Below are 17,864 nucleotides of genomic sequence, written 5' to 3' on the forward strand. Positions count from 1 at the left end.
ATTATTCAGCTCCTAAACGAAATGTTTCATATACAGTCCATGTTCCATCTTCCAATTGATACAATAAATGAATTCTTTTGACATCTTCTTCATGGCTTACATCAAGCATGCTTAATTGACCTAAAACATCCGAATGTTCGTTATCAGATAGATCTTGTGCAATCGTTATATGTGGAACGAAAGCATGTTCTGTTTCATTTTTGAAGAAATTCTCGTCATGAAGCATTTCGTGTAAGTCTTCAAGTTCCTTTGACAGCTCCACTTTAAAATAAATGGTGTTGCTGACGGGTTGGAAGGATTTCGCTTTCGTCACATTTAAGGAGAAAGGCTGGAACTTCCGTGCAATGTCTTTCAAGCGTTCTGCGATTGCTGAAATTTCCGTTTCAGTCGCTTCAAACGGTTGTTTAAGTGTGAGATGTGGTGGAATGAATGCGTACTTTGTGTCATACCGTTTCCGGTAGGAGTTTGCTAAATCTTGAAGTTTTTTTGAAGGGAAAATTGCAACACCATATTTCATATTGTTACCTCCTAAGATTATAATTTAATTTTTCGAAAACTCTAGTCCAAATGCATTTTTTAACCATTCTAACCGAGATTAAAACATTTCCAGAAGGGCCCTTTTTAAGTCTGCCTGCCAAAACTTCCACGTATGATTCCCTTCAAATTCTTCATAGAAGCAAGGGAATCCTTTTTGTTTTAACAATTGATGCAGTTCCCGGTTGGGTTCTATGAAATTTGCTCGGTTCCCATCTGTAGTGGGAACGTCAGTCTCTTCGGTTCCAATCACATGATACAGTTCGAGGAGATGAGGATTCTCAAAACTACGGACAGCATTCATCACTTCTTCATTGGCAAGCGGAGACTGCATGATGCATTTACCGAATGTATGTGGATATTTAAGTGCAGCGAGCAGGGAAACCGTGCCACCAAGAGAATCCCCCATTAATGCCCGGCCATGTCCCATTTGATAGGTTGGGAATTCCTCATCTAAAAATGGAACAAGTTCATGGGCCAGAAATCGTATGTAGGCTTCGTGCTGTTCACCATCAGGATGATATTTCCGTCTACGGTCAAACCGATCTTTATAGGGAATGCCGACGATTATAATATTCTCAATCTCGCCATTTCCTAAAAGTTCATCAGTCACACGACCTATTCGACCCATTTGAAAATAATCTCGACCATCTTGAGCTATGACAAGCGTATATTTATAAAGTGGTGAAAAATTAGCCGGTAAATATACAAGTAGCTCTAATTCCTCAGATAACGCCTCACTTCTAAACATATATTCTTTTATCGTGCCTTTGCGTAAACTCATTTACCGCACCTCTATGAATTTATAATGAAAATAATGTTCTTAGTTATTTTAGCATAGCCATCCTTCTTTTTCCTGTCTGAAGGATATAGAAAAGTGATTTTTCTTTTATTTTCCAAATATTTAGAATATTTAATGGTATAATGGAAAGATATCAAAAAAAGGGGAGGCAGATAAAATGGCAGATGTACGCGTCCATAGCAGGGAAGTTACAAGAGCGGCTAAACAAACATTACTAGATCGTGGTGTAAGTGTGGAGGCTATTGCAGAGATTGTCTTTGAACTACAATTCCCTTATAAAGCTGATTTGAAATTAGAGGAATGTATTAGAAGTGTTGAAAGGGTGCTTTTAAAGAGAGAAATTCAACATGCCATTTTAGTTGGTGTTGAACTTGATCGACTGGCAGAACAAAAGAAGCTATCGGAACCGCTTCAATCCATTGTCGAATCGGATGAAGGTCTGTTTGGAGTGGATGAAACGATTGCCTTTGGTGCCGTACTTGGTTATGGAAGCATTGCCGTGACAACCTTTGGACATTTGGATAAGAATAAAATAGGCGTCATTCACGAATTGGATAAGAAGCAAGAGGGAGTCGTGCATACCTTCCTCGATGATATTGTTGCAAGCATTGCAGCAAGCGCTGCCTCAAGATTGGCACACCGTCTAAGAGATGATGAAGAATCTTTAACTGAACAAGAAAAGGATATACAGGAAGAAGAGGAATTAATCGGATAAGTTTGGAACAATCAATGATGCGTTAGGTAGTAATCGGGATTATCCTGACCTATCATACCTGGACTTAATAAGGCGGGCAGAGAGGATGTTTTCTATTTTAAACGTTCGTTTTGTCCGCCGAAGAAAGCAAAAGGCACGGATATAACCTGAATATACTTCAAGAACTTCAATTCTGCGCTGTGTAATCTTTCCATTTTCAGATAGGTAAATGATTTCTAAAGGAACCTTTTCATCCATATGTTTCCGAATGATATATTTCATTCCGCTGGCCTCCGTTTCTATCTTTCTTGTTTATATTATATGCGAACATGCGTTTGTTATGCAAGAAAATAAAGAACATTTGTTCTTGTCTTGTTCCATATCTTTTATTTAAAGGCAAACGCTAAACTTTTTTTAAATAATTCGTTGACTTTTGTCGAAAAGAACTTATAATAAATTATGTACTTAAGTAACAGAGCAAGCCAACTATTACATACGACTTGTTAGCTCAGTGGGAGAGCACTTCCTTGACAGGGAAGGGGTCGTGGGTTCGAATCCCTCACAGGTCATCCAACGGCGTAAGCATTGTACAATCAATGTTTTCGCCGTTTTTTATTATGGTTTTACTGGATGATCCTGAGAAACATATAGGATTCTTTTTAGAGTTCTACTGGTGGGGATGAGCTCCTCTTTCCTTCATTAATGGTGAACCGGGGAATGTAGCCATAACTAAATATTGAAAAGTGTGGTTATTGGAATAAATGGCAGGTTATAAATAAGTGTAAATCGTTGTTTTTCGCTTATATGAAGCATAGAATGAAATATCTAACGATCAATGTGTACAAAAAGAAATGAAATGTTTGTTCTTTTTTCTAAAATTTTTAATGGGAGTTTGTATAAATGAGTAAACAAATTTTTTTAGATCTTCAGGGAATTGTACATCCAAGTAATGTGAGAATGAATGAACCGCTACATCAATATACGTTTACAAAAACAGGTGGCAAGGCAGATTTCTTCGTAATGCCTACAAACTATCAAGAAGTCCAAGCGATATATCTTTATGCGCTTAACAACCATTTACCCTTAACCATCGTGGGGAATGGTTCTAATATGATTATTAAAGATGGGGGCATACGCGGTATCGTCATGACCCTTATTGATATAGCAAGCATGGAATTGGAGGGTAATAAGCTCACCGTTCAAAGTGGTGCTGCTATCATTCAAGCCTCCCGATACGCGTTACAAAATAGTCTAACTGGTTTAGAGTTTGCTTGCGGGATCCCCGGTTCTGTTGGAGGGGCTTTATATATGAATGCAGGGGCATATGGTGGAGAAGTTTCAGATGTACTACAGGAAGCCCTGGTCATCACCCGTTCTGGAGAATTGCAGACTTTGAAAAAGGATGAATTAGAACTGGGCTATCGTTCTAGCCGTTTTTCAAAAGAAAAACTACTGGTATTAGAAGCTACCTTCTTATTAAGAAAGGGAGAATACGAAGACATTAAAAGTAAAATGGATGATTTTACTTTTCAGAGGGAATCTAAACAACCGCTTGAATTTCCGTCTTGTGGAAGTGTCTTCAAACGTCCGCCTGGACACTTTGCAGGTAAATTAATCCAGGATAGCGGGTTGCAAGGGAAGCAAATCGGTGGAGCTCAAGTTTCCACTAAACATGCTGGCTTTATCGTAAATGTTGGTTCCGCGACAGCCACCGATTATTTGGAACTCATTCAATATGTTCAAGACACCGTTAAAAGGAAATTTGACGTGGAGCTTGAAACCGAAGTGAAAATTATTGGAGAAGACTAATATCCTAAAAAAGACTTTCATCAGAAAGTCTTTTTTTCTTTGTTATCAGATCCTTTGATAAAAAGGTACTAATTATAGAACGAAATGATATTTATTGATAAAGATAAAAGTGTACGAGTTACCAAAAGGGGGAAGTATACCTTTAAGTTAAGGGGAACAAGTTATAGAAGGAGAGGGATATATGCGCTTAGAAGGAAAGAAAGTAATCAGTCTTGTGCATCATGATTTCGAGGATTTGGAGCTTTGGTATCCGATTTTAAGATTGAGGGAAGAAGGGGCCATCGTCCATCTTGCCGGAGAAAAGGCAAATGAGACGTATATTGGTAAATATGGTGTGCCAGCCGATTCAGATTTTGATTATGGCAGCATCAAAGCGGAAGACTATGATGCGATTCTTGTTCCAGGAGGCTGGGCACCTGATAAGATTCGTCGGTTTCCTGAAGTAATTTCTCTGATTCAGAGTATGGAAGAAAGCAAGAAGCCGATTGGCCAAATATGCCATGCGGGTTGGGTCTTGGTTTCGGCAGGAATTTTGCAAGGGAAGAAGGTGACAAGTACGCCCGGAATCAAAGATGATATGGAGAATGCCGGGGCACATTGGATGGACGAACCTGTTGTGGTGGACGGAAACCTGGTATCGAGCAGACGTCCACCGGATCTTCCCGATTATTTACGGGAATTGATTCGGGTAATTGAAGAGAAATGAAACAAAAAAGTGGTTTTTCCTGAGGGAGAAATCACTTTTTGTTTCATATAAACTTATTAATTTATGTGATTCAAATTTGTTTTCAAGAAATTTTCGATTACATGGGCCGATACCCCTAATGAAGGGGAATAGGAAGATAAATCAGAAAAGCTGATATGCAATTTTTCTTGATTGAACTGGAGGGCATGGCTTTCAACTACCTTCACTATGGAATCCCTTAACCAGTCCTTGGCCATAGCTAGGCGGTTTCCGATAATAATCTGCTGAGGGTTGAAGGTATTGGAAATATTGCTAATGCCAATCCCAAGATATTGTCCAATTTCTTTGAAAAGGTCACGGATTCCTTCATTATGGCTTGCCTGATCAACCAATGATTCAAGCGTGGTTTCTTCCAACTGGAAAAGTGATGATGCCCGTTCAATCAATGCTTTTTCGGATGCGTATAATTCCCAGCAACCCTTGCTTCCACATTTGCAGGGCTTTCCATGAACGTCAATGATCATGTGGCCCATTTCTCCGGAAAATCCATTCGCTCCGCGGTACAGTTCATTTTGCAGGATAATGCCGACCCCAATGCCCATACCCGCGCTTACGTAAACAAGATGTTCATGGCCTTTGCCGGCGCCAAATTTCTTTTCTCCATAGGCCCCGGCATTTGCTTCGTTTTCTATGATGACAGGGAGACCAAACTCTTCTTCCATGTCTTTTTTTAGGCCAACATTCTTCCAACCTAAGTTCGGAGCAAGCAAAATTTCCCCTTTGTTATTAACGATTCCAGGAATACCAATTCCGATTCCTACCACTCCGTAATAGCTTTCGGGGGCAGTTTTTATTAAAGATTGAATCATTTCTTTCATACGATCAAAAGTTTCTTGGTAGTTTGCATTATTCGTATTTCTACTAATTTCCCCTATAATGTCACCATTGAGATCAGTAAGTATACCTAACATATAATTTACTCCAAGATCTATTCCAATCGAGTAGCCGGCCTTTTCTTGAAACAACAACAGGACTGGACGTCTTCCACCGCTAGACTCTCCTGGCCCTGATTCAATGCAAAGATTAGCTTCCAATAATTCATTGACGAGAGAAGAAACAGTCCCCTTCGTGAGTCCGAGATGCTGAGAGATATCTGCCCGAGATATCGGTGCACGTTTCAGGATAGTTTCTAAAATGGCCTGCTTGTTATTCACTTTCATTAGTTGTTGGCTCCAGGTCATCTTTCTACCTCCTCTAATAATAATTCATTTTAGGTAAGTTTTATTATAACAAAAAAAAGTCAAAACACTTAGTATATTCATTAGACAAACTAAGTTATTGCTGGTATTATATTTTTATGAATAATGGAAGCGATTCCAATTTGATTCTATTTAAGGAGGAAATACAACTATGGGTTATTTTGAAACAATCAGTCAAGTAAAGTTCGAAGGTTCAGAATCTTCAAATCAATTTGCCTTTAAATATTACAACCCGGAAGAAATGATTAACGGAAAGACGATGGAAGAGTTTTTACGCTTTGCCGTTTCGTACTGGCATACATTCACTGCAGATGGTACAGATCCATTTGGACAACCAACAATGCTCCGTCCATATAATAAATTTACGGGAATGGACCTAGCAAAGGCACGTGTGGAAGCTTCCTTTGAATTTTTTGAAAAAATGGACGTTCCATTCTTCTGTTTCCATGATGTCGACGTCGCTCCTGAAGGAGACACATTGAGGGAGACAAATAAGAACATGGATGAAATTGTGGCCATGATCAAGGAATACTTGAAGACTAGCAAGACGAAATTACTTTGGAATACGGCGAATATGTTCTCTAATCCTCGCTGGGTTCACGGTGCAGCAACTTCACCGAATGCGGATGTATTTGCCTATGCGGCTGCGAAAGTGAAGAAAGGATTGGAAGTAGGGAAGGAGTTAGGTTCAGAAAATTATGTATTCTGGGGCGGACGTGAAGGCTACGATACGCTTCTTAATACGAATATGAAGTTAGAACTGGATAACTTGGCCCGCTTCTTCCATATGGCCCTGGATTACTCCAAAGAGATTGGTTTCGATGCCCAGTTCTTGATTGAACCAAAACCAAAGGAACCGACGAAGCACCAATATGACTTCGATGTCGCAACGGGTCTTTCTTTTCTACAGACGTATGGCTTGAAGGATCATTTCAAATTTAATATCGAGGCAAACCATGCAATATTGGCAGGCCATACATTCGAACATGAATTGCATGTTGCCCGTACTCACGGGATGCTTGGTTCCGTCGATGCAAACCAAGGGGATACGTTGCTTGGATGGGATACGGATGAATTCCCGACTGACTTGTATTCAACGACGTTGGCGATGTACGAAATCCTTAAAAACGAGGGTCTTGGAACAGGCGGTCTGAATTTTGATGCGAAAGTAAGACGGGGATCTTTCGATTACGAAGATTTATTCCATGCGCATATTGCTGGAATGGATAGCTTTGCGATTGGTACTAAGGTTGCGAAAAAGTTACTTGAAGACAAAGTGTTGGAAGATTTCATTGCGGATCGTTACAGCAGTTACACCGCCGGAATCGGCTTGGAAATTGTTGAAGGGAAAACAGATTTTCGTAAATTGGAAGACTATGCACTTGGTCTTGGTGAAATCCAAAATAAATCGGGCAGACAAGAATACTTAAAAGGCATATTGAACAAATACATTCTTAAGGCAATTGCAGAATAAAAGGTGAATGGAGGGAGGAACTAGCATACGATTTATGATTGGATTCACGTATAGTCATATCTTCTAATTCAAGTAGAGGGGGTTATGGAGAAAGAGTTTAATTGGTGAAAGAAAAGAAACTGCTGGAATTACCTTGGCTTTTTTCTTTTACGGGTTTATTCTAACTCTATGAAACTATGAAAAAAAATCGTAACTCACTTTATATTTTTTCACTTACACTAGTAGCGGCACTTGGTGGATTGCTATTTGGATATGATACGGCTGTAATATCCGGGGCGGAAAAATCCCTTGAAACCTACTTCATTACGAGTTTAGGTCTCGGGTCTTTAGCCCACGGGGCAACGACCTCAAGTGCATTGATTGGGTGTATCATCGGAGGTTTGCTGTCCGGGATGATCTCAAGTAGACTCGGGCGTAAGAATTCATTAATCCTAGCTTCTCTGTTATTCTTTTTTTCTGCTTTAGGGTCCGCTTATCCGGAGTTTTTATTTTTCACAAAAGGCGAACCGACGATAGCGTTATTGCTCACGTTTAACGTATATCGGATTATAGGCGGCATTGGAGTGGGTTTGGCTTCAGCAATCGTCCCTATGTATATAGGGGAGATTGCTCCTGCTGATATCCGAGGTAAATTGGTATCCTTTAATCAATTTGCCATCATTCTTGGGATGTTAGTCGTGTACTTCGTTAACTGGGCCATCGCTTATGGGCAAACAGTAGAATGGATCAATGACATCGGTTGGAGATACATGTTCGCTTCGGAAGCAATTCCGGCTCTATTGTTTGGTCTGCTCCTGATATTTGTTCCAGAAACACCACGATATCTTGCGTTGAAACATCAAAATGATAAAGCACTGGCAATATTAACAAAGATTAATGGAGCTGTTGAGGCAAAGTCCATTTTTAATGATATTAAACAAACGGTGAATGTATCCAGTGGGAAATTATTATCTTACGGTAAACTAGTAATCGTCATAGGCATTCTCCTATCTGTTTTCCAACAATTTGTCGGCATTAATGTTGCTTTGTATTATGCTCCGCGCATTTTTGAAAGCATGGGAGCAGGAAAAGATGCTTCGATGATGCAAACCATCATTATGGGAATTGTAAACGTTATCTTTACTGTTATTGCCATCATGAACGTGGATAAATGGGGACGAAAACCATTACTCGTAGTCGGTTCCATAGGAATGGCCATAGGAATGTTTGGAGTAGCAGGAATGGCGTACGCCAATGTGATTGGGATTAGCACGTTAGTATTCATTATTGTATATACGGCTTCATTCATGATGTCGTGGGGACCTATTTGCTGGGTATTGATTTCAGAAATATTCCCGAACAAAATTCGAGGCCAGGCCGTTGCCATCGCTGTTGCAGCCCAATGGATCGCCAATTACTTAATATCTGCCACATATCCTATGATGATGGAGTACAGTGGTGCTTTAACATATGGGTTCTATGGTTTAATGAGTGTTCTTTCGGCCATTTTCGTATGGAAGTTCATACCGGAAACGAAAGGAAAGACGTTGGAGGATATGGAAAATATCTGGACGAAATCGGCTTGACAATAAAGAATACGTTTCATTATGATGTGCTGGGTCCCAAAAGGATTTCCAGCACATTTTTCTAAATTGAGTAGAGGATGGTGGAACATGAAATATGTCATCGGCGTGGATTTAGGGACGAGTGCGGTAAAGGTTTTATTGATGAATCAACAAGGAAAGGTGTGCGACGAGATTTCAAAGTCATACCCCCTCATACAGGTACAACCAGGGTTCAATGAACAAGATCCCAAGGGATGGGTTGATAAGACGACAGAAGCGCTCAGTGAGTTAGTCAGGAAATTCGATGGGGACACAAATGACATTGAAGGAATTAGTTTTTCCGGGCAAATGCACGGTCTTGTTTTATTGGACCAAGAGGGGAATGTCCTTCGAAATGCGATTCTATGGAATGATACAAGAACAACGGAACAATGCCGTCAAATTTATGAATGTATTGGCGAGAAAAGGCTATTGGAAATCACAAAAAATCAGGCGCTTGAAGGATTTACCCTACCGAAATTGCTTTGGGTCAAGCAATATGAACCGGAAATCTATCATCAAGCAGATGTCTTCCTGCTACCAAAAGACTATGTTCGTTATGCGATGACAGGAAAAATACATAGTGAATATTCCGATGCTGCCGGAACTCTTCTAATGGATGTGGCAAAAAAACAATGGAGCGGTGAAATCTGTGAACTTGTCGGTGTCGACGTAACACTATGTCCGCCTTTGGTAGAATCGAGTGAGTGTGTCGGAGAAATCACAGCAGACTTTTCAGTCCAAACGGGTTTGGCGAAAAAAACAAAAGTGTTTGCCGGAGGGGCCGACAATGCATGTGGTGCAATCGGGTCGGGCATCCTTTCCGAGGGGAAAACGCTTTGCAGTATCGGTACTTCTGGTGTGGTTCTCTCCTATGAAGAAAAGAATGACCGTGATTTTGGAGGAAAAGTTCATTATTTTAATCATGGTGAAGAAAATACTTTTTACACAATGGGTGTGACCTTATCTGCAGGGCATAGCTTAAGCTGGTTTAAGGATACTTTTGCAAGTGGGGAAGAATTCGATACGGTTCTGGAGGGTGTTGCTAACGTTCCAATAGGGGCAAATGGTCTATTATTTACCCCATATATATCGGGCGAGAGGACACCATATCCCGATGCGACCATTCGTGGAAGCTTTATTGGCATGGATTCTTCTCATAAGCGAATTGATTTTGCTAGGGCTGTCCTTGAAGGCATTACTTTCTCTTTGAATGAATCCATCGACATATTCAGAAAAAACGGGAAGTTGATCGATACGGTCATATCCATTGGTGGAGGAGCAAAAAATGAAACGTGGCTACAAATGCAGGCTGATGTTTTCAATGCGACGATCGTTAAATTATCAAGTGAACAGGGCCCGGCAGTTGGTGCTGCAATGCTTGCTGCATATGGTAGCGGCTGGTATGATTCGTTGCAAGCATGTGCAGAGGTATTCATTTCAGAAGAAAAGTCCTATAAGCCGATAACGGCTAATGTCGAAAAGTATGCCTTGCTATTTGATGTGTACAAAAAGGTATATAATCAGACAAAGGAACTGAATGAAGAGCTGAAGATTTTCCGCAATCATTAGTCCAGAATGAGCGAACGAGGTCAATTCTTCCAGGAAGAGGTATTCTTTCGCTTTATATAGAAGAAAAAATGAATAATCCTGAAAGAAGTAGCTGTCATTTGATAGCTACTTCTTTTTATGTGAAAGGATGGATATGTTTACATGGTATTGAAGCATCTTCCTACCCCCATACTACTATGGAAAATGAATACCGGAGGTCTGTCTTGAGAAAGATTTGGGGAATTTTCATAGATGATATAAAAAGTATTTATAAAAATTTATTTGTGTGTATCGTTATCATTTTTCTTATGTTGATTCCTTCCATTTACGCTTGGTTTAATATTGTTGCTTCTTGGGACCCATACGCAAATACGGGAGGAATCCTCGTAGGGGTTGCCAATAACGATAGGGGAGCGGAGTTGAATGGTGAATCGATAAATATAGGAGAAGAAGTGGTGCAAGGGTTAAAGGGAAATTCAGACCTTGGCTGGAGATTCACGACGGAGGAGGAAGCAATTTCAAAAGTGAAGAATGGGGATTACTACGCATCTATCATCATTCCAGAAAACTTCTCTGAGCATATAGCGACCATCATGACGGAGGATCCCATCAAGGCCGAAATCGATTATTACGTAAACGAAAAAATCAATAGCATCGCACCGAAAATGACGGCGGCAGGAGCCAATAGCATTGTGGACAATGTCAGCAAAAGCTTCGTTAAGACGGCCAGTGGAAGTATACTCTCCATTTTTAATGAACTGGGAATCACGTTGCAAAACGAGCTTCCGACGATCCAAAAAATGAAGAATATGGTGTACGTTTTAGAAGGGGAGTTGCCCGAGCTTGAACAAAGTATTAACACAGTCCATAAGCATGTGACTAAAGCTGAGGACATAATTGTAAAGGTCAACGATAGTCTGAAAGCGGTAGAAAATATTACATCACAAAAAGAACAAATGGTATCCAATGTTTCCGTTTATGTTGATTCAGCCCAAGCGGCTTTTCATGCCATTAATCCACTCCTAGAAGATGACCTTGCAATAGTAAGGAGTGATAATGAATCGGTTATAGGAATAGCCGACCGATTGAAGGAGCAAGGTTTAACCGACGATGAAGTATATGAACTGACAGAAGAAGGAAGAAGTAGACTGAAAAAGGATAGGTACTTATTAGAAAGTATCTATAATCTATTGGTGAGGGTCAATCAGTTCAATGGGAAAAACGTGTTACAACCAGAGATATATTCCGTAAATGAGTTGCGCGAAAATACGTCAAACCAACTGCAGGCATTGAATGAACAAGCCTTTGATTCACTTACTGGTCATGGGGAAAGCAACCTTAGTGTATTGAACGAACTGCAAACCGATTATCAAGACGATACAGGGGTGAAATTTGAAAAGCTAGGGAATGAAGCACATGCACTTTTAGAAAAAGTGGAAATGACACTGGAGGAAGGGGGACAAGCCCTTCCTGAGGTTAAAGCACTATTGGGAGAGAGCAATCAAACCTTATTATCACGGACAGAGGAAATCGATAGGTTACAGAATAACTTTCCAGAGGTTGAGAACAAAATCCGAGGGCTTGCTAATAAAATGAGAGAGATAGACAAGAGTTATAATATCGAGGAGGTCATTCGCTTTTTGCGAAATGATATTGAGAAAGAAAGTGACTTTTTTTCAGAACCCGTCCTTCTTAATCAACATAGTCTTTTCCCAATTCCTAACTACGGTTCGGCGATGTCGCCATTCTTCACAGCTCTTTCGCTTTGGGTAGGGGGGACAGTATTAATCTCGATACTGAGCGTGGATATTTCTCAACAAGTGTATAGTCCATATCAGATATATATAGGAAGGTACCTAATTTTCTTAATTATTGGATGCATGCAGGCATTAATCGTATCCATAGGGAATCTTCTTCTTCTCGAGGTATATGTTGCAGATAAATGGGAGTATGTCTTGTTTTCTGTATTGATTAGTGCAGTATTTACACTACTTGTATACACATTTGTATCCGTTCTTGGAAATGTAGGCAAGGGGATCAGCGTGATTTTGATGGTCCTTCAAATTTCAAGTTCCGGTGGGACCTTCCCCATTCAAGTGACGCCGCCTTTTTTTCAACATATCAATCCTTTCTTGCCATTTACCTATGCCGTTAGCTTACTTCGTGAAGCTGTCGGTGGAATCACTTGGACTACTGCTACAAAAGATATTCTGGTGTTGTTACTCTTTATATTGGTAACCCTTTTATTGGGTGTGATCCTGAAGAAGCCTTTTCACCGTCGAACACAAAAAATGAAAGATAAATTATATCGAAGCAGACTTTTTTAAATCAGACTTTGCAAATGAAATAAAGAAAAGGTTTCTGGACGCAGGAACCTTTTTTTGTATACATAGGCAGTGGATTATTATTTTAAAATAGTCGATTTACCTATAGGGGAAGTTGTTTTTCCTTGCTCATCATATTAAAAAATAGATTTTACTAAAATATGTAGTATTGTAGTATATCTCCATTGTTTGGTGGGCGAGAACAAAATACAAAAAAGTTAGAATTCTTGCATTTTTATAGTTGACAAAAACGATTGGATTAATCATTATTAAGGAATAATGTCTAGTCAATTAGTGTGATTTAAAAGTGGGGTGTCTCAGTGTATTTAACAGTAGACGGAATTGAAAAAAGCTTTATGAATGAAAAGAAAGAAAGTACAAAGGTACTCGATGATATCAATATAGAGGTTGAAAAGGGAAGCTTTGTTTCAATCGTTGGGCCGTCAGGTTGTGGCAAATCGACCCTTCTTTATTTAATAGCCGGTCTCGATAAAGCAGATTCAGGCGACATCCGGGTGGCTGGAAAAAAGGTTTCGAAGCCGGGACCCGAACGAGTGGTTGTATTTCAAGAAGCAGGGTTATTTCCCTGGTTGACGGTGCTTGAAAATGTCACGTACGGGTTGAAGTTGAAGAAAATGCCTAAAGAAAAAGCGAAAGAAAAGGCGTTGGATATTTTAAAAATGGTTCATCTTAGTCGCTATGTAGACTCCTATCCACATCAGCTTTCAGGTGGAATGAAGCAGAGAGTCGCCATCGCCAGAGCACTTGTGATGGAACCGGATATTCTATTGATGGATGAGCCATTTTCTGCACTTGATGAGCAGACGAGAATGGTATTGCATAAAGAGTTACTTGAAATCTGGAGAAAAACAAAAGTGACGATCTTTTTTGTCACGCATAATATTCGTGAAGCAGTTCAGCTTTCGGAGAAAATCGTAGTTTTTGCAACCCGCCCGGGAAAAATCAAAGAGACGATTTCCGTTCCTTCCATGAAAGATGGGGTCATGCCGGATAGTGTGACGTTGAACACCGAACAAAGGGTATTATCGATTTTACAGGAGGAAATTGAAAAAGTGCTGAAGGAGGAAATGGGGAATGATTACAGCTTTAAGACGAATCATATTCATCGCGATGATAGCGGGGATATGGGAAGTCACATCTAGATTATCAAGCCTTCCGGATTTCATGTTTCCTAGCCTGACTCAGGTCCTTGAAACCCTGTTTAATGGAATAGTGAGTGGACAAATCACCGAAGCTGTCGGAAAGAGCATGGGACGCATCTTGATTGGGTTCACCATCGCCATCATTATCGGTCTTATTTTAGGATACTTCATTTGGCGTTATAAGCTTGTAGAAGATACGCTTGGTTTTGTTGTAACAGCCTTACAATCGATACCAAGTATCGTATGGTTCCCGTTAGCGATCATCTGGTTTGGCTTGAATGATTTTTCCATCCTTTTTATCGTTACCATCGGCGCGACCTGGACGATGACAGTCAATGCAACAAGCGGGTTCAAAAATGTGCCCCAGCTATATCAAAGAGTGGCTAAAACTTATGGTTCAAGCGGATTTCATTTCTTGAGAACCGTGATTCTGCCCGCATCTGTCCCACAAATCATTTCTGGTCTTCGAATCGCTTGGGCATTCTCTTGGCGTGCATTAATGGCAGGTGAGTTACTCGGAGGAGGCGGAGGTCTCGGGCAGCTTCTGGAAATGGGAAGATCGCTCGGTCAAATGGACCTGGTTATTTCCGTCATGATCATCATTGCGATTATTGGAACCATTGTAGATAACGTTGTTTTCTCCCGCTTGGAACGTAATGTTCAAGTTAAATGGGGAGTTAATCAAAGGTAGGTTAATAAAATAATAGGTTAAGAGGAGAGAGACAGATGCTGAAAAAATCATTATTTACTCTTATTATGTCCGTATTGTTAATTGGGATAGTAAGTGGTTGCACAGAATCTTCGAATAACGAAGAAGGAAAAGATTCAGAAAAACAAACCGTGAATATCGGGTATTTCCCTAACCTGACTCATAGTGCAACAATCATTGCGCTTGAAAAGGGCTACTTTAAAGAAGAATTCGGTGAAGATGTAACCATTAAAACGAAAACAGTGGCCAACGGTGGGCTATTTATGGAAGCGATGGCTACGAAAGCTATCGATGTCGGAACAACCGGTCCTGGTCCGTTACTTAACTTTTACGTGAAAAATCCGGAATACCACTTAATTTCCGGGGCTGTAAACGGTGGAGCAGTTCTTGTGTCAGGTGAAAGCAGTAAAATTTCGGATTTAAAAGATCTGGACGGTAAAAAAGTTGCGATTCCTGTCATCGGAAGCACACAGGATGTCATGCTTAGAAAGGCCCTTAAAGATGTTGGCCTTAAACCGACTACAAATGGTGGTACAGTGGAGTTATTTGCATCAGCACCTGCTGACACAGCAGCACTTTTTGTACAAAAAACAGTGGATGCAGCTGCTACTCAGGAACCTTGGGGATACGTTTTGGAAAATCAAGCAAACGGGAAGCTATTGCTTAACTGGGATGAATTTGCTTGGGGCAAAGATTCACCAAACACAGTGGTGGCTGCAAGCCAGAAGTTCTTAGATAAAAAAGGTCTTTCCACTGCCTATTTGAAAGCCCACAAAAAAGCGGTTGATTTCATCCAAAACAATCCGGAAGAAAGCCAAGATCTAGTCATTAAGCATCTTAAGGACTTGACTGGAAAAGAATTAAGCAAGGAAGAGGTGGCCGCTGCCTTTTCACGCTTGGAAGTGACAACGAATGTTAATGAGGACGTCATTCAGGAAATGGCTGATATTAGTAAAGAGGCTGGATACATTCCTAGCGCCGATATTAAAGGGATGATCGATTTATCGACTCTTGAAGAAGTATCGAAATAAAAACATAACGCCCGGGCCATATGGCTCGGGCGTTTCTCTTACGCTTCTTTCACCAACCAACTCAGGGACAAACTTGGTTCAAAGCGTGTATGACCTGATCAACTGCCTCCCAAGTAGGGATGTTCGCTCCGGACGCAAAGGGATGCCCTCCCCCATTAAACATGCGTGCAACTGAATCAATCGGGGTGTTTCGTGAACGGATCCTGACCCGGATTTCTTCGGGATATTCTATGAAGAACACCCAAATCCTCACTCCTTTTAACCCGGAAAGAGTATTAATTAAATTCGAGGCTTCGGTCCGGTCTATATCATACTTGCTTAACATCTCCTCAGTCATGACGAAGTAGGCTACCCCTTTATCGGTCCTCTTATAGCTCATCATAATATCCCTTTGAAGATGGGAAGAATGCTTGGTTTTTATATTCAAGAAGTTGTGGATTCTTTCTGGCTGAAAATTATACGACCGTAATATCGATGCGATTTCTAAAGTCCCGGGAGATATTTTGCCTTTTTGAAAATTACCGGTATCACCAATGATGCCGGTATAAAAGGCACGGGCAGCTTCTTTGTTTAATTTAAGGTCATCAGGGAAACCCAAACATAGGTCAACAAGCATCTCACTTGCTGAGCTGAAAGAAGGATCCACCCACGAAGGATCGCCGAAGGACTCTTGATCGGGATGATGATCGATCTTAATCAACCTTTTCCCCATTTTGTATCGTGAATCACTAATGCGTGAAAGATTAGCGGTATCGCACACAACCACTAATGCATCTCTATAAACATCATCGGGGATAACATCCATCCTTCCAATGAATTGGAGCCGACCTACTTCTTCTCCCACTGCATGAACAACCTTGGATGGATATGAGTGCTTTATCACGTGTAGAAGTCCGATTTGAGACCCCAGTGCATCCGGGTCTGGATTAAGATGGCGGTGAATGATGATCGTTGAATATTGCTTGATGGCTTCAACGATTTCTTTCTTTATATCGTCCACTGTTAAATCCCCCTTACCATTAATGGACTTGTCGAACTAAGCGTTTATATCTTTAAATTTTATAGACAGAAGGGGAAAGAAGCAAGGCATACAATCCTTTCTGTTATAGTAAAGGAGAAGAAATAGATAGTAAAAAACAAAATCGACAGGAGAAAAGTTAAGGTAATCAGTTAGGGGTCACTAAGTTATCCATCTTTTGTTTGTTTTTGAATCATTAAAATTAACGGAAGTATTCAAAAGGTGTCAATCACATGATATGATAAAGATAGAAGAGTGAAGAAGTGAAAAGTAATTAATTTTAGGAGGACAATTTTAGTGCTGGTAGCGGAAAGACAAAGGAAGATTGTGGAACTAGTCAATGAAAGATTAAGTATAAGAGTATCTGAGTTAAGTGAAGTTTTTAAAGTGACGGAAGAAACAATTCGAAGAGACCTTGAAAAGTTGGAAAAGGAAGAACTTTTGCGCCGTAGCCATGGTGGGGCGATTAGTATAGAAAAGAATCATTCTGAAACTTCCTATGCAGAGCGGGAGATTCTCCATTCCTCAGAGAAAAAGGCGATAGCGATAGAAGGAGTGAAGTTAATCAACCCAGGCGATCAAATTGTTTTGGATGCAAGCACGACAGCTTGGTTTATGGCCAAAGAGCTGGAGGATATGCCACTAACTGTTATAACAAACTCAATAAAAGTAGCGATTGAATTGAGTAAGAAAGAGCATGTGAAGGTGATATCCACTGGGGGGATGCTATTACCTAAGTCCCTTTCGTTTGCTGGCCCACTTGCTGAACGATCATTGGAAAAGTATTTTGTAAACAAAGCCTTTATTTCCTGTAAAGGTGTCCATTTAGAAGAGGGATTGAGCGATTCGAATGAATGGCAAGCTCTCCTGAAGAAAAAGATGCTTGAGATTGCGGATAAAACCATATTATTGGCCGATTCGAGTAAATTTGGGGTACGTACTTTTGTCCAAATTACAAAAATCAATAACATTGATGAAATCATAACGGACTCAAAACTCTCTGAAAACTATATCAATGAGTTAAACGAGAAAAGTATCAATCTTAAAGTGGTACATAATAGATAAAAATACAGGGTAGCTATAGGACTTCCATCAACTTTCCTTTCATATTCTATATTTAGAGTAAGTGACCTATGGAGACATAGGTTATTTTCTAATTTTATCAGTACGGATAAAATATTTTAAAAATTCAAATAGTTTTAAGGGGAAAGAGGAGGGAGGATGGTGG

Annotated in this window: 16 protein-coding genes and 1 tRNA gene; 12 read left to right on the forward strand and 5 right to left on the reverse strand. The window is 40.2% G+C overall.

All coding sequences use genetic code 11. From position 1 onward, the window contains the following. Position 1 precedes the first annotated feature (1 nt). Complete coding sequence (locus ACIQXR_RS08580; protein WP_402867823.1) at positions 2-517, reverse strand: YjcG family protein; 516 nt, start codon at positions 515-517, stop codon at positions 2-4. Between the two features lie 78 nt (positions 518-595). Next, positions 596-1,318, reverse strand: coding sequence for an alpha/beta hydrolase (locus tag ACIQXR_RS08585; RefSeq protein ID WP_402867824.1), 723 nt, complete (start codon positions 1,316-1,318; stop codon positions 596-598). A 175-nt stretch (positions 1,319-1,493) separates the two neighbouring features. On the opposite strand from ACIQXR_RS08585, the gene ACIQXR_RS08590 reads away from it, so the two are divergent. Further along, complete coding sequence (locus ACIQXR_RS08590; RefSeq protein ID WP_402867825.1) at positions 1,494-2,051, forward strand: phosphatidylglycerophosphatase A family protein; 558 nt, start codon at positions 1,494-1,496, stop codon at positions 2,049-2,051. Positions 2,052-2,090: 39 nt separating this feature from the next. Here ACIQXR_RS08590 and ACIQXR_RS08595 read toward each other — a convergent pair whose 3' ends face one another. Next, on the reverse strand, positions 2,091-2,312 hold the full coding sequence (locus ACIQXR_RS08595) for a hypothetical protein (protein ID WP_402867826.1): 222 nt from the start codon (positions 2,310-2,312) through the stop codon (positions 2,091-2,093). 215 nt (positions 2,313-2,527) lie between these two features. Between ACIQXR_RS08595 and ACIQXR_RS08600 the strand changes: the two genes are divergently transcribed. The 3 genes from ACIQXR_RS08600 to ACIQXR_RS08610 all read left to right on the forward strand — a co-directional run bounded on the left by ACIQXR_RS08600 (position 2,528) and on the right by ACIQXR_RS08610 (position 4,545). Further along, positions 2,528-2,599, forward strand: a tRNA-Val gene (locus ACIQXR_RS08600). A gap of 331 nt (positions 2,600-2,930) precedes the next feature. Next, complete coding sequence (gene murB / locus ACIQXR_RS08605) at positions 2,931-3,839, forward strand: UDP-N-acetylmuramate dehydrogenase (protein WP_403079824.1); 909 nt, start codon at positions 2,931-2,933, stop codon at positions 3,837-3,839. Between the two features lie 181 nt (positions 3,840-4,020). Next, positions 4,021-4,545, forward strand: coding sequence for a type 1 glutamine amidotransferase domain-containing protein (locus tag ACIQXR_RS08610; protein ID WP_402867828.1), 525 nt, complete (start codon positions 4,021-4,023; stop codon positions 4,543-4,545). Between the two features lie 56 nt (positions 4,546-4,601). Here the strand turns inward: ACIQXR_RS08610 and ACIQXR_RS08615 are convergent, their stop codons facing one another. Further along, positions 4,602-5,765, reverse strand: a complete 1,164-nt coding sequence (locus ACIQXR_RS08615) for an ROK family transcriptional regulator (protein WP_402867829.1) — start codon at positions 5,763-5,765, stop codon at positions 4,602-4,604. A 169-nt stretch (positions 5,766-5,934) separates the two neighbouring features. Between ACIQXR_RS08615 and xylA the strand changes: the two genes are divergently transcribed. The 7 genes from xylA to ACIQXR_RS08650 all read left to right on the forward strand — a co-directional run bounded on the left by xylA (position 5,935) and on the right by ACIQXR_RS08650 (position 15,618). Further along, complete coding sequence (xylA, locus tag ACIQXR_RS08620) at positions 5,935-7,257, forward strand: xylose isomerase (protein WP_403079826.1); 1,323 nt, start codon at positions 5,935-5,937, stop codon at positions 7,255-7,257. 176 nt (positions 7,258-7,433) lie between these two features. Further along, positions 7,434-8,822, forward strand: a complete 1,389-nt coding sequence (gene xylE, locus ACIQXR_RS08625) for a D-xylose transporter XylE (RefSeq protein WP_403079829.1) — start codon at positions 7,434-7,436, stop codon at positions 8,820-8,822. An 87-nt stretch (positions 8,823-8,909) separates the two neighbouring features. After that, on the forward strand, positions 8,910-10,412 hold the full coding sequence (xylB, locus tag ACIQXR_RS08630) for a xylulokinase (protein WP_402987498.1): 1,503 nt from the start codon (positions 8,910-8,912) through the stop codon (positions 10,410-10,412). Between the two features lie 203 nt (positions 10,413-10,615). Continuing rightward, positions 10,616-12,718, forward strand: coding sequence for a YhgE/Pip family protein (locus ACIQXR_RS08635; RefSeq protein WP_403079831.1), 2,103 nt, complete (start codon positions 10,616-10,618; stop codon positions 12,716-12,718). Positions 12,719-13,035: 317 nt separating this feature from the next. Beyond that, on the forward strand, positions 13,036-13,878 hold the full coding sequence (locus ACIQXR_RS08640; RefSeq protein WP_402867834.1) for an ABC transporter ATP-binding protein: 843 nt from the start codon (positions 13,036-13,038) through the stop codon (positions 13,876-13,878). After that, positions 13,811-14,569, forward strand: coding sequence for an ABC transporter permease (locus ACIQXR_RS08645; RefSeq protein WP_402867835.1), 759 nt, complete (start codon positions 13,811-13,813; stop codon positions 14,567-14,569). The genes ACIQXR_RS08640 and ACIQXR_RS08645 overlap by 68 nt, the downstream gene beginning before the upstream one ends. 35 nt (positions 14,570-14,604) lie before the next feature. Next, positions 14,605-15,618, forward strand: a complete 1,014-nt coding sequence (locus ACIQXR_RS08650; RefSeq protein WP_402867836.1) for an aliphatic sulfonate ABC transporter substrate-binding protein — start codon at positions 14,605-14,607, stop codon at positions 15,616-15,618. A 61-nt stretch (positions 15,619-15,679) separates the two neighbouring features. Here ACIQXR_RS08650 and ACIQXR_RS08655 read toward each other — a convergent pair whose 3' ends face one another. Then, entirely contained in the window at positions 15,680-16,618 is a 939-nt protein-coding gene (locus ACIQXR_RS08655) for a DHH family phosphoesterase (RefSeq protein ID WP_402867837.1), read from the reverse strand. 315 nt (positions 16,619-16,933) lie between these two features. Here ACIQXR_RS08655 and ACIQXR_RS08660 point away from each other — a divergent pair, with 315 nt between their 5' ends. After that, positions 16,934-17,701 carry a DeoR/GlpR family DNA-binding transcription regulator gene (locus ACIQXR_RS08660; RefSeq protein WP_402867838.1) on the forward strand — a complete coding sequence of 256 codons (768 nt, stop codon included), beginning with the start codon at positions 16,934-16,936 and terminating at the stop codon, positions 17,699-17,701. Positions 17,702-17,864 lie beyond the last annotated feature (163 nt).

Source organism: Peribacillus sp. NPDC097224, from assembly GCF_044761985.1.
Taxonomy (GTDB): Bacteria; Bacillota; Bacilli; order Bacillales; family DSM-1321; genus Peribacillus.